This is a genomic window from Nocardioides sp. zg-1228 (genome assembly GCF_017086465.1).
Taxonomy (GTDB): domain Bacteria; phylum Actinomycetota; class Actinomycetes; order Propionibacteriales; family Nocardioidaceae; genus Nocardioides.
Map to the genome: position 1 here is coordinate 1,236,381 of NZ_CP070961.1, position 22,260 is coordinate 1,258,640.

Annotated in this window: 26 protein-coding genes and 1 tRNA gene; 10 read left to right on the forward strand and 17 right to left on the reverse strand. The window is 73.3% G+C overall.

Annotated elements, in window-relative coordinates; translation table 11 throughout:
- Positions 1–4: 4 nt before the first annotated feature.
- Positions 5–3,001, forward strand: coding sequence for a UPF0182 family protein (locus JX575_RS05895; RefSeq protein WP_260988840.1), 2,997 nt, complete (start codon positions 5–7; stop codon positions 2,999–3,001).
- A 49-nt stretch (positions 3,002–3,050) separates the two neighbouring features.
- Positions 3,051–3,124 (forward strand) — tRNA-Met (locus tag JX575_RS05900).
- A gap of 67 nt (positions 3,125–3,191) precedes the next feature.
- On the opposite strand, the gene JX575_RS05905 is transcribed toward JX575_RS05900, so the two are convergent.
- The 3 genes from JX575_RS05905 to JX575_RS05915 form a co-directional block, all read right to left on the reverse strand.
- Positions 3,192–3,647, reverse strand: coding sequence for a hypothetical protein (locus tag JX575_RS05905; protein WP_186341532.1), 456 nt, complete (start codon positions 3,645–3,647; stop codon positions 3,192–3,194).
- Between the two features lie 4 nt (positions 3,648–3,651).
- Positions 3,652–3,939, reverse strand: coding sequence for a hypothetical protein (locus JX575_RS05910; RefSeq protein WP_186341533.1), 288 nt, complete (start codon positions 3,937–3,939; stop codon positions 3,652–3,654).
- A 161-nt stretch (positions 3,940–4,100) separates the two neighbouring features.
- Entirely contained in the window at positions 4,101–4,814 is a 714-nt protein-coding gene (locus tag JX575_RS05915) for an ANTAR domain-containing protein (protein ID WP_186341534.1), read from the reverse strand.
- A gap of 217 nt (positions 4,815–5,031) precedes the next feature.
- Between JX575_RS05915 and JX575_RS05920 the strand changes: the two genes are divergently transcribed.
- Positions 5,032–5,298, forward strand: a complete 267-nt coding sequence (locus JX575_RS05920) for a metal-sensitive transcriptional regulator (protein WP_186341535.1) — start codon at positions 5,032–5,034, stop codon at positions 5,296–5,298.
- Between the two features lie 47 nt (positions 5,299–5,345).
- Here JX575_RS05920 and JX575_RS05925 read toward each other — a convergent pair whose 3' ends face one another.
- From JX575_RS05925 to JX575_RS05935, 3 genes are all read right to left on the reverse strand, one after another.
- Entirely contained in the window at positions 5,346–6,149 is an 804-nt protein-coding gene (locus JX575_RS05925; protein WP_186341536.1) for a siderophore-interacting protein, read from the reverse strand.
- Positions 6,150–6,244: 95 nt separating this feature from the next.
- Complete coding sequence (locus tag JX575_RS05930; RefSeq protein ID WP_186341537.1) at positions 6,245–7,948, reverse strand: GAF domain-containing sensor histidine kinase; 1,704 nt, start codon at positions 7,946–7,948, stop codon at positions 6,245–6,247.
- Positions 7,949–8,121: 173 nt separating this feature from the next.
- Entirely contained in the window at positions 8,122–8,814 is a 693-nt protein-coding gene (locus JX575_RS05935) for a response regulator transcription factor (RefSeq protein WP_186341538.1), read from the reverse strand.
- Between the two features lie 315 nt (positions 8,815–9,129).
- On the opposite strand from JX575_RS05935, the gene JX575_RS05940 reads away from it, so the two are divergent.
- Together JX575_RS05940 and JX575_RS05945 are read left to right on the forward strand one after the other, a co-directional pair.
- Entirely contained in the window at positions 9,130–9,648 is a 519-nt protein-coding gene (locus tag JX575_RS05940) for a hypothetical protein (RefSeq protein ID WP_186341539.1), read from the forward strand.
- Positions 9,645–9,857, forward strand: a complete 213-nt coding sequence (locus JX575_RS05945; protein WP_186341540.1) for a hypothetical protein — start codon at positions 9,645–9,647, stop codon at positions 9,855–9,857. The genes JX575_RS05940 and JX575_RS05945 overlap by 4 nt, the downstream gene beginning before the upstream one ends.
- Before the next feature lie 50 nt (positions 9,858–9,907).
- On the opposite strand, the gene JX575_RS05950 is transcribed toward JX575_RS05945, so the two are convergent.
- The 3 genes from JX575_RS05950 to JX575_RS05960 all read right to left on the reverse strand — a co-directional run bounded on the left by JX575_RS05950 (position 9,908) and on the right by JX575_RS05960 (position 11,638).
- Positions 9,908–10,759, reverse strand: coding sequence for an alpha/beta fold hydrolase (locus JX575_RS05950; RefSeq protein ID WP_186341541.1), 852 nt, complete (start codon positions 10,757–10,759; stop codon positions 9,908–9,910).
- A gap of 45 nt (positions 10,760–10,804) precedes the next feature.
- A complete protein-coding gene (locus JX575_RS05955) occupies positions 10,805–10,885 on the reverse strand; it encodes a DUF2200 family protein (RefSeq protein ID WP_241005429.1) in 81 nt (26 codons plus the stop codon).
- Positions 10,886–10,972: 87 nt separating this feature from the next.
- Positions 10,973–11,638 carry a hypothetical protein gene (locus JX575_RS05960; RefSeq protein WP_186341831.1) on the reverse strand — a complete coding sequence of 222 codons (666 nt, stop codon included), beginning with the start codon at positions 11,636–11,638 and terminating at the stop codon, positions 10,973–10,975.
- A 213-nt stretch (positions 11,639–11,851) separates the two neighbouring features.
- Between JX575_RS05960 and JX575_RS05965 the strand changes: the two genes are divergently transcribed.
- Positions 11,852–12,325, forward strand: coding sequence for a DUF4383 domain-containing protein (locus JX575_RS05965; RefSeq protein WP_241005355.1), 474 nt, complete (start codon positions 11,852–11,854; stop codon positions 12,323–12,325).
- Positions 12,326–12,336: 11 nt separating this feature from the next.
- Positions 12,337–13,143: an MBL fold metallo-hydrolase gene (locus JX575_RS05970; RefSeq protein WP_186341542.1), complete on the forward strand. Its 807-nt coding sequence runs from the start codon at positions 12,337–12,339 to the stop codon at positions 13,141–13,143.
- A 7-nt stretch (positions 13,144–13,150) separates the two neighbouring features.
- Here the strand turns inward: JX575_RS05970 and JX575_RS05975 are convergent, their stop codons facing one another.
- Positions 13,151–13,891, reverse strand: coding sequence for a BTAD domain-containing putative transcriptional regulator (locus JX575_RS05975; protein WP_206054534.1), 741 nt, complete (start codon positions 13,889–13,891; stop codon positions 13,151–13,153).
- Between the two features lie 236 nt (positions 13,892–14,127).
- Between JX575_RS05975 and JX575_RS05980 the strand changes: the two genes are divergently transcribed.
- Positions 14,128–15,048, forward strand: coding sequence for a manganese catalase family protein (locus JX575_RS05980; RefSeq protein WP_186341544.1), 921 nt, complete (start codon positions 14,128–14,130; stop codon positions 15,046–15,048).
- A gap of 21 nt (positions 15,049–15,069) precedes the next feature.
- On the forward strand, positions 15,070–16,164 hold the full coding sequence (locus JX575_RS05985) for a putative manganese transporter (protein WP_186341545.1): 1,095 nt from the start codon (positions 15,070–15,072) through the stop codon (positions 16,162–16,164).
- A gap of 236 nt (positions 16,165–16,400) precedes the next feature.
- On the opposite strand, the gene JX575_RS05990 is transcribed toward JX575_RS05985, so the two are convergent.
- The 7 genes from JX575_RS05990 to JX575_RS06020 form a co-directional block, all read right to left on the reverse strand.
- Entirely contained in the window at positions 16,401–17,108 is a 708-nt protein-coding gene (locus JX575_RS05990; protein WP_186341546.1) for a hemerythrin domain-containing protein, read from the reverse strand.
- A gap of 52 nt (positions 17,109–17,160) precedes the next feature.
- Positions 17,161–17,715, reverse strand: coding sequence for a hypothetical protein (locus tag JX575_RS05995; protein ID WP_186341547.1), 555 nt, complete (start codon positions 17,713–17,715; stop codon positions 17,161–17,163).
- A 13-nt stretch (positions 17,716–17,728) separates the two neighbouring features.
- Entirely contained in the window at positions 17,729–18,865 is a 1,137-nt protein-coding gene (locus JX575_RS06000; protein WP_222129686.1) for a zinc-dependent alcohol dehydrogenase, read from the reverse strand.
- Between the two features lie 130 nt (positions 18,866–18,995).
- Complete coding sequence (locus tag JX575_RS06005; protein WP_186341549.1) at positions 18,996–19,592, reverse strand: DUF3618 domain-containing protein; 597 nt, start codon at positions 19,590–19,592, stop codon at positions 18,996–18,998.
- Entirely contained in the window at positions 19,568–20,002 is a 435-nt protein-coding gene (locus JX575_RS06010) for a phage holin family protein (RefSeq protein ID WP_206054535.1), read from the reverse strand. The genes JX575_RS06005 and JX575_RS06010 overlap by 25 nt, the downstream gene beginning before the upstream one ends.
- A 32-nt stretch (positions 20,003–20,034) precedes the next feature.
- Positions 20,035–20,847, reverse strand: coding sequence for a hypothetical protein (locus JX575_RS06015; RefSeq protein ID WP_186341550.1), 813 nt, complete (start codon positions 20,845–20,847; stop codon positions 20,035–20,037).
- Positions 20,844–21,008, reverse strand: a complete 165-nt coding sequence (locus tag JX575_RS06020) for a hypothetical protein (protein WP_186341551.1) — start codon at positions 21,006–21,008, stop codon at positions 20,844–20,846. The genes JX575_RS06015 and JX575_RS06020 overlap by 4 nt, the downstream gene beginning before the upstream one ends.
- A gap of 94 nt (positions 21,009–21,102) precedes the next feature.
- Between JX575_RS06020 and JX575_RS06025 the strand changes: the two genes are divergently transcribed.
- Entirely contained in the window at positions 21,103–22,218 is a 1,116-nt protein-coding gene (locus JX575_RS06025; protein WP_186341552.1) for an acyl-CoA desaturase, read from the forward strand.
- The last annotated feature ends 42 nt before the right edge of the window (positions 22,219–22,260 follow it).

A 22,260-nucleotide genomic window follows, 5' to 3' on the forward strand; every position in this document is an offset into this window, starting at 1 on the left:
CAAGATGAGCAATCCGTTCGACCGACCCACAGGACCCTCCGGACCCGACGGCCCCCAGCGGCCTGGCGGACCCGGCGGCACAGGAGGCGCACGGCCCGCAGCCGCGTCACGCCGGCCGGGAGCGCTGGTCATCACCGCGATCGTCCTGGTCGTGGGGTTCATGCTGCTGAGCGCGTTCGCCTCCTTCTGGACCGAGCGACTGTGGTTCGGCTCGGTCGGCTACCAGGAGGTCTTCAACACCCTGCTGCTGACCCGCGTCGGGCTGTTCTTCGTCTTCGCCGGGCTGATGGCGGCCGCGGTGGCCATCGCCATGGCGATGGCCTACCGCTTCCGCCCGCTGCTGTGGCCGGGGATGCCCGGGACGCCCGATGACGGCATGGACCGCTACCGCGCGCTCCTCGCCCCGCGGATGGGCCTGGTGATCGCGGTCGCCGCCGGCGTGATGGGGCTCTTCGCGGGCGCGTCGGCCTCCGGCCAGTGGCGCAGCTTCTCGCTGTGGCGCCACGGCGAGCAGTTCGGCACCACCGACCCCTACTTCAACAAGGACGTCGGGTTCTACGTCTTCCAGCTGCCGTTCTGGCACTACCTCGTCGACTTCGTGATGGCCGCTGCCGTCGTCGGCCTGATCGCCTCGCTGCTGACCAACTACCTCTTCGGCGGCATCCGGCTCTCCGCCCGCCCCGGTGAGCGGCTGACCAGTGCCGCGCAGATCCAGGTCTCCGCGCTTCTCGCGCTGTTCGTGCTCGCCAAGGCCGTGGACTACTGGCTCGACCGCTTCGACCTCGTCACCAACTCGGGCTCGATCTTCACCGGCATGGGCTACACCGACGACAAGGCAGTCCTGCCGGCCAAGGAGATCCTCGCCGGCATCGCGATCGTCTGCGCGCTGCTGTTCCTCGCCAACATCTGGCGACGCACCTGGCTGCTGCCGTCGGTCGGTGTCGCGTTGTTCGCCCTGTCCGCGATCATCCTCGGCCTGATCGTGCCGACGGTGGTCCAGGCGATCCGCGTCAACCCCAACGTGCCGGACCGCGAGGGCCCCTACATCAAGGCCAACATCGACGCGACCCGCGCCGCCTACCAGCTCGACCAGATCGAGGTCCGCAACGTCGCCGGCACCGGTGTGGCCAACGACGGCCGGCTCGAGGAGCTCGACGGCATGACCGCCGGCATCCCGCTGGTCGACCCCCAGATCGTCAGCGAGATCTTCGAGCAGCAGCAGCAGGTGCGCGCCTACTACTCGGTGCCCAACGTGCTCGACGTCGACCGTTACGAGATCGACGGCAAGGACCGCGCCGTCGTGCTCGGCGTGCGCGAGCTCGACCAGAGCGGCCTCGCCGAGGGCGACCAGAACTGGTCCAACCTGCACACCGCCTACACCCACGGCAACGGCGTGATCGCCGCGTACGCCAACCAGCGCCCGGGGGATGACTCGGTCCAGCAGACCGGCATCCAGTGGGCCGAGGGCCAGGAGGCCGACGAGGACGCACTCACCAGGCTCGCCGGCGACGAGGGCTACGAGACCCGCGTCTACTTCGGCGAGCAGAGCCCGACCTACAGCATCGTCGGGCTCAACCCCGACGGGAAGCCGGTGGAGTTCGACCTGCCGCGCGGCGAGCGCACCGACGAGGACGTCGCGACGACCTATGACGGCAAGGCGGGCGTGCCGATCGGCAACATCGTCAACCAGCTGCTCTACGCGGTGCGCTTCAGCGAGCCCAACCTGCTGCTGTCGAGCCGCGTGCACGAGAACTCCAAGATCCTCTACGACCGCAACCCGCGCCGCATGGTGGAGAAGGTCGCGCCGTGGCTGACCGTCGACTCCGACCCCTACCCGGCGGTGGTCGACGGGCGGATCCTGTGGATCCTCGACGGCTACACGGTCACCGACAAGTACCCGCTGTCGCAGCGGGAGTCGCTCGAGGAGATGACCGACGACTCGCTGCAGGAGAACACCGGGTTCCAGACCCTGCCGACCGACGAGATCAACTACCTGCGCAACTCGGTCAAGGCCACCGTCGACGCCTACGACGGCACCGTGTCGCTCTACGAGTGGGACGAGGCGGACCCGATCCTGCAGGCGTGGGAGGCGGTCTTCCCCGACGTCGTGCAGCCCAAGGACGACATCCCCGACTCGCTGCGCGAGCACCTGCGCTACCCCGAGGACCTGTTCAAGGCCCAGCGCTTCCAGTTCCAGCGCTACCACGAGACGTCCGCGTCGGCGTGGTTCGAGGGCTCCAGCCGTTGGGAGGTGCCGAGCGACCCGCAGCGCACCACCCGGCTGCAGCCGCCCTACCGCCTCTTCGCCGACACCGGCGACGGCGAGACCTGGTCGCTGACCTCGGTCTACGTGCCGCGGCGCAAGGAGAACAACCTCGCCGCCTACCTGTCGGTCAACAGCGACGCGACGAGCGACGACTACGGCAAGGTCAGGGTGCTGCAGCTGCCCAACGAGCCCACGGGCGGGCCGCTGCAGATCGCCAACACGTTCGCCACCAACGAGGACATCAGCCAGGCGCTGCTGCCCTACACGACCGGTGACGCCGACCGGGTGCCGGGCAACCTGCTCACGCTGCCGATCGACGACACGTTCATGTACGTGCAGCCGGTCTACACGCGCCGTGACGGTGAGTCCAACTTCCCGATCCTGCGGTTCGTGCTCGTCTCCTACGAGAACCGGGTCGGCATCGGCACCACGCTCGTCGACGCGATCGAGGACGCCCTGACCTCCGACGCCTCGGACGACGGGACGACCGACCCGACGGAGGACCCCACGGAGGACCCCACGGAGGAGCCGACCGAGGAGCCGTCGGAGTCGCCGGGTGAGCAGCCGACCACGGAGCCCGGCACCCCGTCCACGGTCCGCGAGCTGCTGGAGCAGGCCGAGGACAAGTTCTCCCGGGCCGACGAGGCGCAGCGCAACGGCGACACCGTGCGCTGGGCACGCCTCATGGACGAGGGTCGCGCGCTCATCGAGGAGGCGGTCCGAGCGGCACGCTGACCCCGATTTGGGCTCCGCCCGACCACCCCTGTAAGGTTCTGTTCACCGACGCGGGGTGGAGCAGCTCGGTAGCTCGCTGGGCTCATAACCCAGAGGTCGCAGGTTCAAATCCTGCCCCCGCTACAAAGGACGAGGCCTGATCTGCAGCGATGCGGATCAGGCCTTGTCGCTTCCCCGGGGATCCCCCCGCTCACTTCCCTCGGTCCAGGCGCGCTCGGGTCTCCTCGATCACGGCGACCAGCTCGTCCCGGCTGGGGCCGGCGGCGTACGGCGCCCGCCAGCCGGTCTCGTAGACCGCCCGCGCCAGGGGCTCGGCCGGCGTGGGGCAGCTGGGGAGCGCGGTCATCGAGAAGTACGGTCCGGCGTACTCGCCGATCCGGGGGTCCGCCTGGGCGGCCTCGCGGATCCGCTCGGTCGTCAACGGCCGGGCCAGGTCGAGCTCGGCGCCCTGCCAGCGCGCCACGGCATCGGTGTCGATGGCGATGTGGTCCTCGACCCAGGGGCGGATCTGCTCGTCGCACCAGGCACCGAACGGGTCGGCGAGCGACGCCGGATCCGCGCCGTCGTCGAGCAGGCGGAGGAGGTTGTCGATCTGGGTGAACGCCATCGCGATGCCGCGGCCGCGGGTGGGTGTCGTGGTGGCCACGACGTCACCCACCGATGCGAGCCGCGATCCGCCGCTGGGGCCGGTACACGTTGCGCAGGGCGCCGCCCACCATCACCGGGCTGGGCGGTCGCGCCCGCTCCGGGTCGGTCCAGCGGGCGAGTGCGGGGACGGCGCGACAGGCAGCGTCGAAGACGGCGTCGAGCCGGAGTGGCTTCAGCCCGTCGTCGGCCATCGGGCAGCCGAAGAGCACCGAGAAGTGTCCGGCCTCGTGCAGGAACAGCAGGACCTGGTAGCCGTCGTACCCGCTGAAGGCGCCGAGCGGGTTGTCCATCGGACCTGGCTCGGCCCCCGGCGGGCCAGCACGTCGGCCCACTGCGGGCGGAAGCCGCGAGCGGGTGTCCCGGCCGTCCGCTGCCGGCGTCGAGTGCTGTCCCTCGCGCGGACGACGACGCCTCCAGCACTCGACTCGCGCCTGGGCCGCGCTGGCCCCGCTCAGTGCGGTGGGTCGGTCGTGTAGCGGGTGTCGCTCTGCGTCACGACCTCCGCGGCGACGTCGCGGAGCTTGATGTTGGCGGTGGAGGAGACGCGTACCAGGTAGTCGAAGGCATTCGACTCGTTGATCCGGTAGCGCTCCATGAGGATGCCGACGGCCTGTCCGATCACCTTCCGGCTGGACAGGGCGGTGGTGAGGTGCTCCTCGTTGTGTCGCCCTCCCAGGGCGGTGGCGGCATAGAGCGCGAAGAGCTGAGCGAGGTCTCGCGACTCGGGGCCGATGCCATCACCGGTGGTGCTGCAGAGGTTGAGCACGGCGCCGCCGGCGCTGTCGACCTCGTGCAGCCCGATCCCCATCTGGGCCGTGACCCCGGCCTCGAGGGCGCGGGGTACGAAGCTGGGCCAACGGTGCTCATGTCGCATGTGGTCCGAGATGACCGTGCCCCCGTCGACCAGGGCGTCCAGGCACGGTCCTTCACCGCAGTCGTACTGGATGAGGTCGAGCTTCTCCACCACGTTGCTGGAGGCGGCGTAGGTCTCGTTCTGCCCGTCCTTGCCCCGGATGGTCACGCTGGCGTGGTCGAAGCCCGGCACGGCGTCCGGTGCGGCGGCGACGATCGCCTCGACCATGTCGTGGGTGGTGCGGGCGGCTGTGATGCTCGTGGCCGCCTGGGCCAGCAGCGCCGCGATCCGCGGCGGCTCTACCTGGCTCATACGCTCGCTCCCTCGCGGCCGTTCTCGCCTGATGCGTTCACCATCACCATACGGCGTCGCTGCCGGGACGAGCCGACGGTCGAGGCGATCGACGCTACGTGCGCGCGACGGGCGCCGTGGAGGTGCCCGCGCCCCGGCATACGATGGGGGGTATCGCGGCCGACGCCGGGCTGCGCTGCCGCACCCAGCGCCCCGACCCTCGCACCCAGGAGAACCGATGGAGCTCGACCCCACCTCGATGAAGCCGGTCATCAACCGGATCAAGCGCGCCCAGGGCCAGCTCGCGGGCGTGCTCCGCCTCCTCGAGGAGGGGCGCGACTGCGAGGACGTCGTCACCCAGCTCGCTGCGGTCTCCAAGGCGTTGGACCGCGCGGGCTTCGCCATCGTGGCCAACGGCCTGCAGCAGTGCCTGCTCAACGGCGACGGCGGCGCCGACGACATCGACGTGAAGAAGATGGAGAAGCTCTTCCTGTCGCTCGCCTGAGGGCGGGCGTACGCCCTGCGTGCGGCGGGCGGGCCTCCGGCCACCGCTCAGGCGGTGACGTCCTCCGCGGCGAGCGCCCGCACCCAGTCTGCCTTGACCGCGCGCCACTGCTCGTCGTCGAGCCCGCGCCGCCAGTAGGGCGAGCAGGAGAGCATCTGCTCGTCGACGACGCCCTCGCCCAGGAGCACCCGCCGCACGGCCCGCGTCGCGCCCGCCTCGCCGTGCACGAAGGCGCTCACCGGCCCCGGTGCTGGAGGCAGGGCGCGCACCGCGTCGGCGAGCAGGCCCTCGGGGTCGGCGTGACCGGTGCGGTGGACCCACCGGACGTGGAGCACACCGGGGGAGTGGAGCGGCACCTCACCGGCGGCGTCCTCGACCTCGAGCACGGCCGTCACGGGCCGACCCTCGGGCACGGCCTCGGCGCACGCGGCGATCGCCGGCAGGGCGCTCTCGTCGCCCACCAGCAGGTAGGACGCGGCGTCGGGATGGGGGTGGTAGCCACCCGCCGGTCCGCGCAGCTGCAGCCGGTCACCGGGCCGGGCCCGGGTCGCCCAGCGGCCGGCGTGCCCGACGTCGCCGTGGGCGGCGATGTCGAGGGTGAGCTCGCGGCGCGCGTCGTCCCAGCTCCGCACCGTGATGCGGCGCGGTCGTGGGCGCTGCGGGCGGGGCAGGTCGCGGACCGCCTCGTCCTCGAAGGGAGGCGCGTAGGGCGCGTCCGGGGGGAGGAAGTAGCAGTTGACGTACTCGTCGGCGTTCCCGGTCGTCGTGAAGCCGTCGAGCCCGGGCCCGCCCAGCACCACGCGGACCAGGTGGGAGCCCAGCTGTCGGGTGGAGACCACCTCGCCGTACATGTCGCCCCTCCTGAGGGTCCGGGACCCGCCGGTGCTGCCGCGGCGCGTCGTCGGGCTCAGGTTAGCCGTGCCTCGTCGGCCACCCGGCGCCGCGGTCAGGTGAGGGGCGCCGACCAGGTCACCGTGGTCCCACGGCCATCGGCCGTCGCGACGTGCAGGTGCCCGTGGCGCTGCTCGGCCCGCAGCCGGAGGTTGGCCAGCCCGCCGGTCTCGTGCACGCCGTCGGGCATCCCGACCCCGTCGTCGCGCACCCGCACGACGACCTCGGAGTCGACGGCCACGTCGACCGCGCACGTCGAGGCGTGGGCGTGGCGCACCACGTTGGACAGCGCCTCGGTGATCACCGCGAGGACCTCGGGCAGCAGGTCGGTGTCGAGCACGGACCCCACGGGGCCGTCGAAGCGCACGACCGGACGCACCTTCATCGTCCGGGCGGCGCGCTCGACCACCTCCACGACGGCCGCCCGCGGGTCGGACGCGGCGGCGACCGGGCCGAGGCGGAAGATCGTCGTACGGATCTCGCGGATGACGTCGTCGATCTCCTCGGTCGCGCGGTCGATGCGCGCGGCCATGTCGCAGGGGTCCTCGACCCACGACGCGCTGTGCAGCTCGAGGCCCAGCGCGAACAGCTGCTGGATGACCAGGTCGTGCAGGTCGCGGGCGATCCGGTCGCGCTCCTCGAGGACGGCGAGGCGCCTCTCGTCCTGGCGGATGCGGGCGACGTGGAGCACCAGCGGCGCCTGCTGCGCCAGCAGGGTGGGGAGGGCGGCGTCGTGGTGCAGGCGTGCCGGGTCGACCTCGTCCACCCAGGCGAGGGTGACCGCGGCGTCGCCGTCGGCGGAGCTGTAGAGCGGGACGACGAGGGCGGAGGCCATCGGGCCGTGGCCGAGCGCCGCCGAGACGTCGACCCCGCGACCGTGCTCGAAGATGTTCTGCACCTTCAGCGGACGGCCGCTGAAGGTCACGCACCGGGTGAGCGAGGTGGTGAAGTCGACCTCGGCCATGCCGTCGGGGTCGGCGTCGAAGCCGGACACCACGCGCAGCTGCAGGTGGGCCGGGTCCTCGCCCGAGGCGATCCAGGCGGCGTCGGCACCGGACAGGTCGCGGGCCCAGTCGGCGACGATCTGCAGCGACATGTCGTCGGGGTTGGACGTGACGAGCTCGCTGGCAGCCGAGACCCACCGCTCGCGGTGCGAGGCCTGGTCGTGGAGCCGGGAGTTCTCGATGGCCATCGCAGCGACGCCGACCAGGGCCCGCGCGACCTGCTCGTCGCGGTCGAGGAAGGCCGGCCCGCTCGTCTTCTCGGAGAAGTAGAGCGTGCCGACGGCGCGGTCGGCGACGCGCACCGGCACGCTGAGGATGTCGCGCGCGCCCCCTTCGGCGCGGCGAGGGGGGCGCCGGGCGGCGGTCTCGTCGGCCGCCGAGGGCGACCCGGCATCGTCGGGGGAGACCACGAGCCCCTGGGTGAGCAGGTCGTCGAGCCGCGTGTCGTGGCTGCCGAGGTCGCCGTGGGTGAAGAGCAGGCGCATCGGCCGGGGCGCGCCCCAGTCGGCGATGGCGAGGGCCCCGAAGCGCGCGCCGGTGATCTCGGCCCCCACCCGGAGCACCTGGTTGAGCACGTCGTCGAGCGCCGAGCCCGACGACAGGGTCGACGCGGCAGCCAGCAGCCGCTCCCACCGGTCGGTCTCGTCGTCGGCCCGGCCGCCACGGCTGGCCATGTGCATGAGGTCGTCGAAGGTCGACCTCTCCTGCCTCCACGCCTGGGTGCCGCCCCCGACGTCGTGCGAGATCTCCTGCATTCCTGTTCCCCCCAAGATGTGTCGCTGTGTCACATGATCATGCGCCCTGACGGCGTCTCCTTCATCCGACATTCACCCCTAGGGGGTCGGGCACGACCGCGACCGCGCGAGCGACAGCACCGGCCGCCGCAGCGGCGGACCCTGGTCCGACCCGTCTCCCCCCGCTGCATGGCTCAGCCGTGACGATCGCCGAGGTGGGCCTGCGGGCTCTTGGCGAGGATGGCGGCCTGCGTGCGCGACCTCACCCCGAGCTTGCCGAGCACCGACGACACGTAGTTCTTCGTGGTCTTCTCGGACAGGTGCAGCGCGAAGGCGATCTCGCGGTTGGTCATGCCCTCGCCGAGCAGCTCGAGGACCTGCTGCTCCTTGGGGGTGAGGTGGCGGGTGAGCGGGTCCTCGGGGCGCGTGTCGCGCAGGCGGGCGAGGACGTGCGAGGTGACCGCGGGGTCGAGCATCGACTGCCCGTCGGCGACCCGGCGCACCGTCTCGGCGAGGTCCGCGGGCTTGACCCGCTTGAGCAGGTAGCCGGCCGCTCCGGCCATGATGGCCGCGAACAGCGCCTCGTCCTCGTCGTAGGACGTGAGCATCAGCGCGGCGATGCCGGGATCGACCGAGCGGATCTGGCGACACACCTCGACGCCCGAGCCGTCGGGCAGCCGGACGTCGAGGATGGCGACCTGCGGGCGCAGGGCAGGGATCTGCCGGGCCGCCTGCTGGGCCAGTCCGGACTCGCCGACGACGACGATGTCGCCGTCGTGCTCGAGGACGCTGCGGAGCCCGCGACGCACCACTTCGTGGTCGTCGAGCAGATAGACGGAGACGGGTCGTCGCGACGTGCCGGCCGCCGCCCGAGAAGGCTGTGCCATGCGACCAAAGTACCGCTGTGCACCGGTTCCGTGACGTGGTATGAAGTCACGCGTGTTGGCGGCCGTTCGGCACTACCGCGGCGCCCGGACCACGTCTAACATGCCGTCTGCGATCCGGTTCCGGCCGACCAGCGGTGCCCGTCATCCCGCGGTGTGCGCCGCCCTTCCCCTGCCGGTCACGAGGCTCCGGTGCGCGCGGACCGGGGGCCCATTGCGGAGGTCATCGCGGCAGCGAGCACTTGGCCTCTGCGCGCCCTGCCCCCGCTCCTTCGATGCTTCAGGTGAGCCACCTGATGCGCGACGAAGGAGCACCCCATGGACCCAACGGCGCACAGGAGGCAGCTCGACCAGCTCTGCGAGCGGCTCGCCGCGGAGTTCGCGGCACACATCCCCGCCGGCCGGGTGCTGCGGATCGTGCATCGCGCCGACCGGCTCGTGGCCACAGCCGCGAGCGACGCGGCGGACGCCCTCGCCCTCTGCGAGGCGGTCGCCCGCGGGCTGCTCGACGACCACGCCGCCGACCTCGTCACCACGCCGCTCGACCACCGCAGGAGCGTCGCGGACCTGGGGGAGCGGCTCGTCGCGGAGTACGGCCCCGTGGTCCCGGCGGGCCGGGTGCTGCGCATGGTCCACCGCGCCGACCGTCTCGTGGCCCCCATCGCCGTCAGCGGCCCCGACGCCCTCGCGCTGTGCGAGGCGCTCGCCCGCCGGCTGATCCGCGACCACGCAGCCGCCGGCCGGCACGGTCCGCAGGACGGGCGGGGTGCCGCCCGTGCCACGGTGCGACCCGAGAGGCAGGCGGGCGCGGGGCGCGTCGCGCCGCTGCGGCGATGAGACTCCCCACCGTCCGGCTCGCAGGTACGCCGCTGCTCCACAGGCGCACGCTCCCGGAGCGCTACTTCCCCGAGCGCCGGCCGTGGATCGCGACCGCGATGGCCGTGCTGGTCCTCGTCACCGTGGGCCTCCTCGTCGGAGGCGCGGTGGGGATGGTGCTGGTGCGGCTGGTCGGGGTGCTGGTCGCCCACGTCACGATCGGCACGTGACACCCGGGGGCAGGCTCCCCGCCCCGTGCCCGCCCGTGACGGCGCCCGGCTCACGCGTCGGTGGCGGGCCGACGTGCCTCGACGGCGGAGACGTGGCCGAGCACCGCCTCGGCCACCGCATCGGGGTCGGTCCGCAGCGCCCAGTGGCCGAGGGGGAGGTGGTGGCGACGCAGGTCGTCGCACCACGGCTCGCTGGCGACGAGCGCCGCCTCGCGGATCGCGGGGTCGCGGTCCAGGGCGAGCTGGAGGACCGGCACGCTCGTACGTCGCGGGCGGGGGCCGCGGGCCGGTCGGCCCACGTTGCCGCGGTAGTAGCGCAGCCCGGAGACCATGTCGCGGTGCCCGAGGACGCGCAGCACCGCAGGCGCGAGGGGGGAGACGAGGAACGGCACGTAGGACGACGACACGGCCTGCCCCAGGAGACCTGCCACGCCGGCCGGGGTCGGGTGCCGCAGCGTGCTGCGGGCCCACGCCCCGACGTGGTCGAGGTTGGGACCGCTGATCGAGGTGAACGAGGCGATCCGGTCCGTGGCACCGGGCTCGCACACCGCCTCCCACGCCTGCACGGAGCCCCAGTCGTGACCGGCGACGTGGACCGGGTGGGCCGGGTCGACGTCGTCGAGCACGGCCATCAGGTCGGCCGCGAGGTGCGGGAGGGCGAACGCGCTGTCGGGGGCGTCCGTGGGGGACAGGCCCTGGCCGCGCGTGTCGTAGACCACGACCCGGAGGTCGGCGGCGAGCCGTTGTGCCACGGGCAGCCAGACCCGGTGCGTGTCGGGCCAGCCGTGCACCAGGACGAGGGCGGGTGCCTCCGGGTCGCCTGCCTCGAGCACTGCCAGGTCGACGCCGTCGCCGCGCACGGTGCGCCGTCGCCACGCGCCGGGGTCGGGTCGGGGATCCATGCGGCCCCCGTACCCAGCGCGAGGCGGAGCACGCGCGGGCGGGGCTCAGGCGCGCAGCACCTTCTCCATCGGGCGTCCCTGGGCGAGCTCGTCGACGAGCTTGTCGAGGGAGCGGATCCGCCGCACGAGCGGATCCGGCCAGCCACTCGATCACCCGGTCGACCTCGGCCTGGGGGCGGCCCGTGCGCTCGGCCTTGGCCGCTCCCGGGACCCTCAGCCCTTGTCGACCTCGGCGGCCCGCCTGAGCACGTCGGACTCGCTCGCCACCGACTTCACCGTGGCGGGGTCCATGAGGGGCTCCGTGCCGGGCTGGTGGAGGTCGGTCTCGGTGGTGTCGGGGTTGACCCCGGCGCCGGCCGCGGGGATGCCGGACGGCGTGGTCGGTCCGTCGTCGGAGCCGGTGCCCGAGTCGGCCACGGCCTTCTCGACCTCGGTCTCGCTCAGGCCCAGCGCGGGCGCGAGCACGGCCGCCTGCTTCGACGAGGCCTTCCTCGGGGCCTTCGACGGGGCCTTCTTCGCAGCCGTCTTCGCAGTCGTCTTCGCAGTCTTCGTGGCGGTCTTCCGCGCAGGCCGCGTCGCGGGCGTCGCCGTGGGCTGCTTGCGTGCCGGCGCCTGCTCGGGGGCCGCGGCCGGCTCGGCGCCTGCCGCCGGGTGCGTACGGGTGCCGGGGATCGGGTCGACCTCGCGGGCCGCCGGAGGCTCCGGCCACGGGCCGGGAGCGGCGCGGTCGGCGGCAGACGCGCGCTCGATGACCCGTCCCACGGCTCGCGCGGTGGCGAGGGCGCCGGTCGTGGCGATCCCGACGGACGCTCCGAGCACGGCGGCAGCGGCGTGGGCGGGCAGGGCGATGGCTCCGGAGACCAGGCGGATCGGGTTCACCTGCGGTCCTCTCGTCAGTTCTCGGCGTCGACGGACGCGGTCCACGTACCCCGGTGCGGCCCCCGGCATCCGTGATCTTCACCACGGGCCCAGCACGTCGTTCGAGCACGTCACAACGGGTGGGACGACGTGTGCCTCGACCGCAGCAGGGTACGGACCGAGCCCCAGCCACGCCGCTCCCGGAACGGACCGGCACCACCGAAGGAGCCTCCGATGACCGACGACATGCGCCTGCGTTCGACGTCGACCGCGACCGCGACCGGATCACCCATCCAGGCGGCCGCCGTCCTCGTCGGGGCAGCGTTCCTCCTCGTCGGGGTGCTGGGCTTCATCCCGGGCGTCACGACCGGCCACGACGGCCTCGAGGCCGCCGGGCACGAGTCGCACGCCGAGCTCCTCGGCCTCTTCCAGGTCTCGGTGCTGCACAACGTCCTTCACCTGCTGTTCGGCGTCGCCGGCATGGTGCTCGCCCGCACCGCGGCGAGCGCTCGCGGCTACCTGCTCGGCGGGGGCGCGGTCTACCTCGCCCTGTGGCTCTACGGGCTCGTCGTCGACAAGGACTCGCAGGCCAACTTCGTCCCGCTCAACACCGCCGACGACTGGCTGCACTTCGTCCTCGGCGTGGGCATGATCGCCCTCGCCGTCGTGCTCGCCAGGCGGCCGGGCACGACCGGCCTCGGACGCTGAGGAGCGAGCCGATGACGACCAGCGACCGGCTCCACTTCATCGGCACCGCCACGACGGTGCTGTCGTTGGGCTCCTTCACGCTGCTCACCGACCCCAACTTCCTGCACCGCGGGCAGCGCGCCTACCTCGGCTGGGGGCTGTCCAGCCGCCGGCTGACCGACCCGGCCGTCGAGCCGGAGGAGCTCCCGGCGCTCGACGCGGTGCTGCTCTCGCACCTGCACGGCGACCACTTCGACCGGGTCGCCCGCGCACGCCTCGACAGGTCGCCTCCCGTGCTCTCGACCCCGCACGCAGTGCGTCGCCTCGGCCCCTGGGGCTTCGACGCACGGGCGATCGAGACCTGGGACCGGCACACGCTGGTCAAGGGGAGCGAGGAGCTGCGGGTGACCGCCGTGCCCGCCGTGCACGCGCGTGGCCTCCTCGGGCGGATGCTGCCGCCGGTGATGGGCAGCGTCCTGGAGCACCTCGTGGACGGCGAGGTGCGCCGGCGCGTCTACGTCAGCGGCGACACGCTGACCGGCGCGCACGTCGACGAGGTGCGGGAGCGGTTCCCCGACATCGACGCCGCCGTCGTGCACCTCGGCGGCACCCGGGTGCTGCTGCGGACCGTCACGATGGACGGCCGGATGGGCGTCGACTTCGTCCAGCGGACGCGGCCCAGGGTCGTGGTGCCGGTGCACCACGACGACTACACCGTCTTCCGCTCGCCGCTGTCCGACTTCGTCACCCGCGCCCGCGACGCCGGGCTCGAGGCCGAGCTGCGCTGCCCGGCCCGGGGGGAGGTCGTGAGCCTCGACCCGTCGGCGCCGCCGTCCTGAGCCGGGGTCAGTCGGTGCCGGTCGGCAGGTCGACCGGGCGCCCGAGCAGGGGCGCGACCAGGCTGCGGATCGACGGGCTCGGCGCGAGTCCGAGCTCGGACGCCAGCAGGCGGCGGTAGCCGTCGTACTGCCGCAGCGCCTCAGCGTGGTTGTCCTCGGCGAGGTGCACCGCGATCACCCGCCGGTGCGCGCTCTCGCGCAGCGGCTCCGCACGCACCGCTCCGAGCCCGGCGCTCAGGGCGTCGTGGTAGTGACCGGCGCGGCACAGCAGGTCGGCGCTCCGCTCGAGGGCGTGGAGCCGACGCTGCCGGAACGCCTCCTGCTCCACCGTCAGCCAGTCGTCGTGCCAGGTGGGCAGCAGGTCCTGGGCCAGCAGGGACAGGTCGGGCAGCTCGTCGACCGGCGGCGCCTCGCTGCGGCACAGCCGCTGGGCCTCCGCCTCGGCCTCCCAGAGGTCGACGGTGAGCTCGGGGTGCAGCCAGACCTCCAGCGCGTCGCCCTGCACCAGCGCCCGCCCGCGGTCGCGGGGCAGCCGCCACAGCACCGAGCGCAGCGTCGAGGTCGCCCGCGCGGGGTCGGAGTCGGGGCGCATCATCTCGGCGAGCGCCGCGCGGGGGGCGCGACGTCCGCGGTGGCACACCGCGAGCAGGGCGAGCAGCCGGCGCGCACTGGCCGGGACGGGGTGCGGCTGACCGTCGAGGTCCAGCCGGAACCCGCCCAGCAGGTCGAGTCGTGCCGCCAACGCCACGTGCGCCTCCAGGATCGCGTGCGAAGACAGTGCCCCTCGCCCCGGTGTGCATGCATGCGTGACGCAACGGTGACGCCTCGGAGCCGACGGCCGGACGCCCGTCGAATGGCGGGCGGACCGACGGACGTACGCCGGTGTGGTCGCCGGCGTCACGACCCCGCGACGGGCCCCCGGAATCGTGGTCGTCGCAGCGGAGCCGACCGCTCCGCCTCACCCGACAGATTGCGAGGCACGACATGTACCGGCACACCAAGGAGCTCCAGTGGAGCGCCCGGCCCGAGCGCCCCGACGCCCTCTACGCCGCCAAGCTGCAGGAGGTGATCGGCGGCCAGTTCGGCGAGATGACCGTGATGATGCAGTACATGTGGCAGGGCTGGGCCTGCCGCACGCCGGGCAAGTACAAGGACATGATCCTCGACATCGGCACGGAGGAGATCGGCCACGTCGAGATGCTCACCACGCTTCTGGCCCGGCTGCTCGAGGGGGCCCCGTCGGAGACGCAGGCCGAGGCGGCCGCCGCCAACCCGGCGCTCGCGGCGATCCTCGGCGGGCAGAACCCGCAACAGGCCATCGTCAGCGGCGGCTTCGCGATGCCGACCAACAGCCAGGGCGTGCCCTGGAACGCCGGCTACATCGTGGCCAGCGGCAACCTGCTCGCCGACTTCCGGCACAACGTCGCCGCCGAGGCCCAGGGCCGGCTGCAGGTGTCGCGCCTCATCGGCATGACCGACGACCCGGGCGTGAAGGAGACGCTGTCGTTCGCGCTGGCCCGCGACACCTTCCACCAGCAGCAGTGGCTGCTCGGCATCGAGCAGCTCATCGAGGACGGGCACACCGACGGCTTCGAGAGCTCCCGCAAGGACGAGGAGGCGTCCGAGCAGGCCACCGTGTTCTACAGCTTCCACGAGGGCAGCACCGCCGGCGAGGGCCGCTGGGCCCAGGGCGCCTCCCTCACCGGGGAGGGCGAGATCAGGTTCGAGGAGGGCCGCGCGCTCACCGACGACGTGCAGGAGCTGCCGGCTCCCGACCCGCTGCACTTCGCGACCTACGACGGGTCGAAGGGGCCGGGCAAGCCCGGCACCGCCGGTGGCGCCTACGCACAGGGCATGCAGAACCTGATGAACAAGGCCAAGGAGAAGCTCACTCCCGGCGAGTGAGCTGCCGAGCGAGCGCCTGGGATGACCGAGCTCCTGCTCCGGCCGCTGGCCGACGCGTTCATGCAGGTCGGCGTGTTCGTCGCCCTCATGGTCGCGCCCTTCGGCTGGGCCCGCTGCCGGTGGGGCCACCGCCTCGACGCCGCACTGGAGCGGCGTCGGGCGGCGGGTCCGCTGGTGGCGGCCGCCCTCACCATGCCGCCCGGGTGCGGCGGGGCGATCCTGGTGATGGCCGCCTACGGCCGAGGGGCCGTGTCCTACGGGGCGGCCGTCGCGGCGCTGGTCGCCACGATGGGCGACGCGTCGTGGGTGCTCCTGGCCCACGACCCGTGGCTCACGGTGCAGCTCAAGGGGCTGCTGCTCGTCGTGGGGGCCACGACCGGATGGCTGGTCGACGCGATCGGCATCGACCCGCGCCAGCGTACGCCGTCCCCCGCGCCCGCCCCGGTGGACGCCGGCGCGCGGGCGGCGCTCGTGCCGTCGCCCGTCGTGACGGCGGCCCGACCGGTGCGGGCGCGCCCGGTGCTCGCGCTCCACGAGGTCGGCGTGCTGCCGGTGCTGCTCTGGCTGGCGATCGGCGGGGGAGCCACGGTCAGCGTCCCGGTCACCTTCCAGCTCCTCGACCCCGAGACGGTCTACCTCGCGCTGGGCGTGCTGGGCGCCGTCGTGGCGCTGGTGGTGTTCGTGCGCAGCGGCTGCCGGCTCGCCGACGACGACGAGCGCAGCGCGGGGGAGACGTCGATGGCCGCGGTGCTGCGCCACGGTGGTCACGAGGTGGCGTTCGTGACCGTGTGGGTGGCCGTGGCCTACCTCGCGTGGTCGCTGCTCACGCACCTCACCGGCTTCGACGGCTCGCAGCTGCCCGTGCTGGGCCTCGCGGGGGTGCTGGTGGGAGCACTGATCGGCCTCGTGCCGGGGTGCGCGGTGCAGATCGTCTTCGTCGGCATCTTCGCCGCCGGGGGCATGCCGCTGGCGACCTTCGTCGCCAACACCATCAGCCAGGACGGGGACGCCCTGCTGCCCCTCCTGGCCCTCGAGCACCGCTCGGCCCTGGCCGCCACCGTGCTCACCACCATCCCCGCGCTGCTCGTGGGGCTGGCGTTCCTCGTCCTCACCTGACCACCTCATCCCGGAGGCAGATCATGTCCGTGCCCGTCGTTCCCCCGGTCCTTCAGCCCGTCCGTCATGCGCGCCACGCCGCCCGCCCGAGCCACCACGACGGGCTGCAGCGGGTGCTCGCCCTGTGCTGCGCGCTCACCGGCACCTGGTGGGGCGTGACGATGGCCCTGGTCGTGCTCGGCGTCCTGGCGGCGCAGCACGCGGCTCGCCGGGCGGTGGTGCGCTCGGCAGGCGCATCAGTCGCGGTGCGTGGAGGGGTGCTCGCCGCGGCGCAGCACCCCGGCCCGCTCCACCCGTCCGGCAGCGCGGGCCAGACCGCGGCTGGCCCGTGAGGCGGGCTCGTGGGCCCGCGGGAAGCGCCGGGCGCCGGCGTCGAGCAGGTCGCGGCTGCGGTCGAGCACCGTGAGCGGCACGGCCGCCAGCGCGTTGCCGGGAGGGCGGCGCGACACGACCGGGTGGGGGCGGGTGGGCGCCGTGCGCCGCACGGCCTCCCACGCGACGCCGAGCACCTGGAGGCGGCGGGTGTCCACGGCGTCCTGCAGGCGGGGCAGCAGCTCGTCCTCCTCGTCGCGGACGTCCTCGCGCAGCACCGCGGCGAGCCGGGTGAGTACCTCGCGGCGATCGGGGCTGCCCGAGGGCAGCCGCTCGAGCGAGGTCCACAGCTCGTTGACCTCCTGGTGCTCCCGCTCCACCTGGAGCGTGAGCGCCTCGCCGTCGGGGAGCACCCGCCGGGCCTCGGGCCACAGCACCGACTCCTCCGCGAACGCGTGCGGGAAGACAAGTCGGGCGATCGCGTGCAGCGTGGCGTCCTCCTCCTCGCCCGGCGCGCTCCGGCCGAGGCGGTGCAGCAGCCGGTCGAGCCGCTCGTGGTCGCGCTTCTGGCGGGTGAGGATGCTCAGCCGGCCGCCGAGCTGGTCGAGGTCCTGCTCTGCGAGTGAGGTCATCCTCCGTCGTACCCACGCGTGCGCCCTCGCACGCGCCCGCGGGCCGGTCCGGTCACCCCCGGCGCAGGGACCGCGCCGCCCGCCAGGCGACGTAGGTCGCGAGCGCCCACGGCAGTCCGTTGACGACCGGGTCGAGCACCTGGTGGCGCACGTCGCTGCGTCCGCGGCGCGAGCGGATGCCGCCGTAGGTCGCCTCGGCGCGGATCCCGCTCTGCGTGAGCGGGTTGTCGGGCCGTGTCGTCGCGAGGGAGCGGACCACGTGCTCGGTGACGTCGACGCGGTCGGCGGCCATGAGGAGCAGCCAGTGCGCCGCCTTGGCCTCGCTGTGCCTGGCGTAGGCGTAGCGGCGGATGGTCCCGGAGAGTCCGGTCATGGGCTGCGCGGTGCCGAAGGCGGGGGTGAGCCGGGCGTGCTCGATCGAGCGCTCGCGTCCCTGCCCGCCGGGCTGCTGCTCCGGGAGGGGCCGCCCGACGACGGCCGGGTCGAGGACCTCGCGCGGGAAGGAGGGCCGGTCCGCGGGGTCGAGGTCGGCACCCCAGCCGGGGATGCGCGCGCGGAGCTGCTCGACGTCCTCGGGGAGTGCGGGCTTGTCCGGGGTGTAGGGCATGGGTCGTCCTTCCTCAGTCGCCGACCACGATGACCGGCTTGATGCAGCCGTCGAGCTTGGCGGAGAACACGTGGTAGGCCTCGGCGATGTCCTCGAGGTCGAAGCGGTGGGTGACGATGTCGTTGGGCTTGAGGTGGCCGTTGCGCACGTGCTCGAGCAGCCGGGGCCACTGGCGCCTGACGGGGCACTGGTTCATCCGCAGGGTCAGCCCTTTGTTGACGGCGTCGCCCATCTTGACGGCGCTGAAGATCGGGCCGTAGGCGCCCATGACCGACACGGTGCCGCCCTTGCGCACGCCGTCGATCGCCCAGTTGAGCGCGGTCGGGGCGCCGCCCTGGAGCTTGAACCGCGCCGCGGTCAGGTGCTGGGTGAGGTTGCCGTCGGCCTCGGCGCCCACGGCCTCGATGACGCGGTCGAAGCCGAGGTGACCGGTCGTCTCCTTCATCGCCACGACCACGTCGTCGATCTGGTCGTAGTCCAGGACCTCGGCGTGCGCGAACGTCTGTGCCTTGGCCAGCCGCTCGGCGAGGTGGTCGATCACGACGACGCGGCCCGCGCCCATCAGCCAGGCGCTGCGGGCGGCGTAGAGCCCGACCGGCCCGGCGCCGAGCACGGCGACCGTGTCGCCCTCGCGGATGTCGGCGAGCTGGGCGCCGAAGTAGCCGGTGGCCAAGGCGTCGGTCATCAGGAGGGCGTCCTCCTCGTCGAGCCACTCGGGGATCACCATCGGACCGACGTCGGCGAAGGGGACGCGGACGTACTCCGCCTGCCCGCCGTCGTAGCCGCCGGTGGTGTGGGAGTAGCCGTAGATGCCGCCGACGGCCGTGGCGTTGGCGTTGACGTTGTGGCAGTTGGAGTAGAGCCCGCGGGCGCAGAAGAAGCAGGTGCCGCAGTAGATGTTGAACGGCACCATCACGCGGTCGCCGACCTGCAGGTCGCGCACCGCGGGACCGACCTCGTCGACCACGCCGACGAACTCGTGGCCGAACGTGTGCCCGACCCGCGTGTCGGGCATCATCCCGTGGAACAGGTGGAGGTCGGAGCCGCAGATGGCGGCGCGTCGCACCCGCACGATGGCGTCGGCGGGGTGCTCGATCCGCGGGCGGGGCTTGTCCTCGACGCGGACGCGGTAGGGACCGCGGTAGACCATGGCGCGCACGGCGTGCCTCCTGTGATGGGGCGGGGCGGGGCGGAGCTGGACCGGGAGGGGCTGGGCCACCGGTTCGCCGGCCGGCCCCGGTGGGGGCCGGCCGGCGAACCGGTGGGGAGGAGGGGTCGGGTCAGGACTGCGTCTGCGAGCGGACCTCGTCGACTCCCGACTGGCCCTCGGACTTCACCCGCCCGGCGCTGTCGGTGGCGGCGTCCTTGACCTCCTGAGCAGCCTGGGTGGCCGTCTCCTTGACGCCGTCGGCGACGTCCTGCGCCACCGACCTCGCCTGGTCCACGATCGGCTGACCGTGCTCCTTGGCCGCGTCGACGGCATGTCCTGCGGCCACCGCCTCCTTCTCCGAGGCGGGGATCAGCGCCGAGACGACCATCCCCAGGCCGAAGGCGACCAGGCCGGCGGCGAGGGGCGTGCCCTGCACCCTGTCCTGGGCCCCGCTGACGGCGCCCTGTGCGGTGCCCTTGATCGAGTCGACGGCGCCGGTCGCGGAGTCCTTGGCGGACCCCGACGTGCCCGAGGCCGAGGAGCCCACGCCCTGGGCGGTGCCCATCACCTTGTCGCGCACGCCGAGCAGGCGGTTGCGGGTCGCCTGCTTGCGCCGCTCGACGATGGCCGACGGGCTCACGCGGTCCTGCAGCGCGTCGACGTTGGCGGTCATCGACTCGCGCGTGTGCGCGATGTCGTTGCTCAGCTCTTCTGTGCTCTGGCCCATGCCGCGTCCTCCTTGAGTGTCTGCTGCGTCTCCGGCAGCTGGGGGTTGGTCTTCTTCAGCTCCGCGCGTCCACGGGCCGCCAGGACGGCGGCCACGACGGCCCAGAGCACGGTCGTGATCAGGAACGCCAGCTCCACCGGCATCCAGTTGTCGAGCAGGTAGCTCAGCGCGAAGCTCGCCAGGATCAGCGTCAGCAGGCCGGCGACGCCGGCGCCACCGAGCATCCCGGCGCCCTTGCCGGCCTTGGCCGCCTCCGCCTTGAGCTCGGTGCGGGCCAGGTCGAGCTCCTGCTTGACCAGCGTCGTCAGGTCGTGGCTCAGGTCGCCCACGATCTGGCCGAGGCTGCGCTCGTCCGCGGCGCCGGCCACGTGGGGGCCGGGCTCCGGTGAGCCGGTCGGCAGGGGACCCACGCCCGACACCGGATCCGCGCCCGGGACGCCCGTCACGGCGTGTCCTGGGTGCGCTGTCCCGGGAGGCCGGACGTCGTCGGGTCGAGGGACGAGGGCGCCGGGTCCGTCGCCGGGGTGTCGTAGCCCGTCGTGCCCGGGCTGTCGGTGCTGGAGTGCGCGGCGAGCGGCGCGTCCCCACTGGCGGTGGCCATCGGTCCCGTGCCCACGCCGGTGCTGCCGTAGGTCGTGCCCGGCGTGCCGGTGGTGCCGGAGTCGGCGAGCGACGCCGCAGCCGCGCCGTCGGCGGTGGCCCGGAACATCCGCCCGGCGACCACGCCCGCGGCGAGGGCGCCCAGCAGGAAGGTGCCCGGGCGGCGCCGCGCGAAGTCGCGGGCGTCGTCGAGCAGCTGCGCGGGGTCGCGGTCCTCGAGGTGGCTGCCGAGCGCGCGGACGCGGTCGGAGACCTCCTGGGCCAGGTCCTTCGCGAGGCCCTGCGACGCACCCTCGCCCTGGGCCATCTGCTGGAGGTCGTCACCCAGCGTGACGAGCGTCTGGGCCAGCTTGTCGCGCCCCGTGGTGGCCTGGTCGCTCAGCTGGCTGGTGACCTGCTGACGGGCCTCGCCGACGACGGTGCGGGCCTGCGCGGCCGCGGTCCCGGCGACGTTGAGCGCCTCGTCCTTGGCGGTCCCGGCCACCTGCTTGCCCTGGTCGGCGGCCGTGGCGGCCGTCTCCTTGGCCTTGTCGGTCGTGCTCGAGTCACCGGTGCCGGTCGAGCCCGGGGTGAAGCCGCTCGCGTCGTAGCCGCCCGTGCTGGCCGGGTCGCTGCCGGTGGTGGTGCCTGCTGGTTCGTTTCCGTAGGTCGTCATTCGTCCTCCTCGGACTGGGTGGATGTGCCCGGGCCTGCGCCCGGATCCGGGTCGGGGTCGCTCGCCGGCTCGGAGTCCGGCTCGAGCTGCTCCTGGTCGGGCTCTCGGCCGTCAGGGGTCGGCGGGTCGGCGTCCTGGTCGTGGTACGAGTCGTCTGTCATGGCGCTCCGTACCCATCGACCTGCCGCACACTCCACCCCTGGGGGCGGACTTTTCGAGATGCATGGGGGAGGCCGGAGAGGGGCACTGGGAACGATGGCCCCCCTCCTCCAGCACGCCCCTGCGCCGCCGCCGGCCACCCGCTCGTACGCCGACCTGACGGACGCCGAGATCGAGGAGATCGGCCGCACGCTCGACGCGCTGCGCGAGGAGGTGCTGGCCGACCGCGGGGCACGGGACGCGGCCTACGTCCGCCGCGTCATCGCCGTGCAGCGGTGCCTGGAGGTGGGCGGTCGGGTGGTCCTCCTCGGCAGCCGCAGCCGCGTCGCGTGGTGGCTGGGCACGACCTCGCTCGCGCTGTCGAAGGTGCTCGACAACATGGAGATCGGCCACAACGTCCTGCACGGGCAGTGGGACTGGATGCGCGACCCCAAGATCCACTCCTCGACCTGGGACTGGGACCACGCCTCGGCGCCGGAGCAGTGGCGGCGCGCCCACAACGACCGCCACCACGCCAACACCAACGTGCTCGGCAAGGACAACGACCTCGGCTACGGCATCCTGCGCGTCGACGAGGCCCAGGAGTGGGAGCCGCGCCACCTGGCCCAGCCGCTGTTGAACCTCGTCAACGCCTGCATCTTCGAGTACGGCATCGCGATGTACGACCTCGACCTGGGCGAGTCGCTCCGCTCGGGCACCGGCTTCTCCCCGGAGCAGCGTGAGGAGATGCGCACGACGGGGCGCCGGGTGGCGCGCAGCGCGTTCCGCGACTACGTGCTCCACCCGCTGCTGTCGCTGCCCACCGGCTCGGCGCGCACCACGCTGACCGCCAACCTGGTCGCCAACCTGGCCCGCAACGTGTGGAGCCACTCGGTGATCATGTGCGGCCACTTCCCCGAGGGCGTGGAGGTCTTCGAGGTCGAGGAGGTCGACGAGCACGAGACGCGCGGGCGGTGGTACCTGCGCCAGATGCTCGGCTCTGCCGACATCTCCGGCCCGCCGCTGCTGCACGTGCTCTGCGGCAACCTGTCGCACCAGATCGAGCACCACCTGTTCCCCGACCTCCCGAGCAACCGCTACCGCGAGATCGCCGGTCCCGTCCGCGACCTCTTCGAGCGGCACGGCCTGGCCTACCGGAGCGCCCCGCTGCTGCGCCAGGTCGCCAGCGCCTGGCACCGGGTCCTCCGGCTGTCGCTGCCCCCGCGCCGCTGACCCACGAGGACCGACCGCTGACCCGCGAGGACGGGCGCGGCG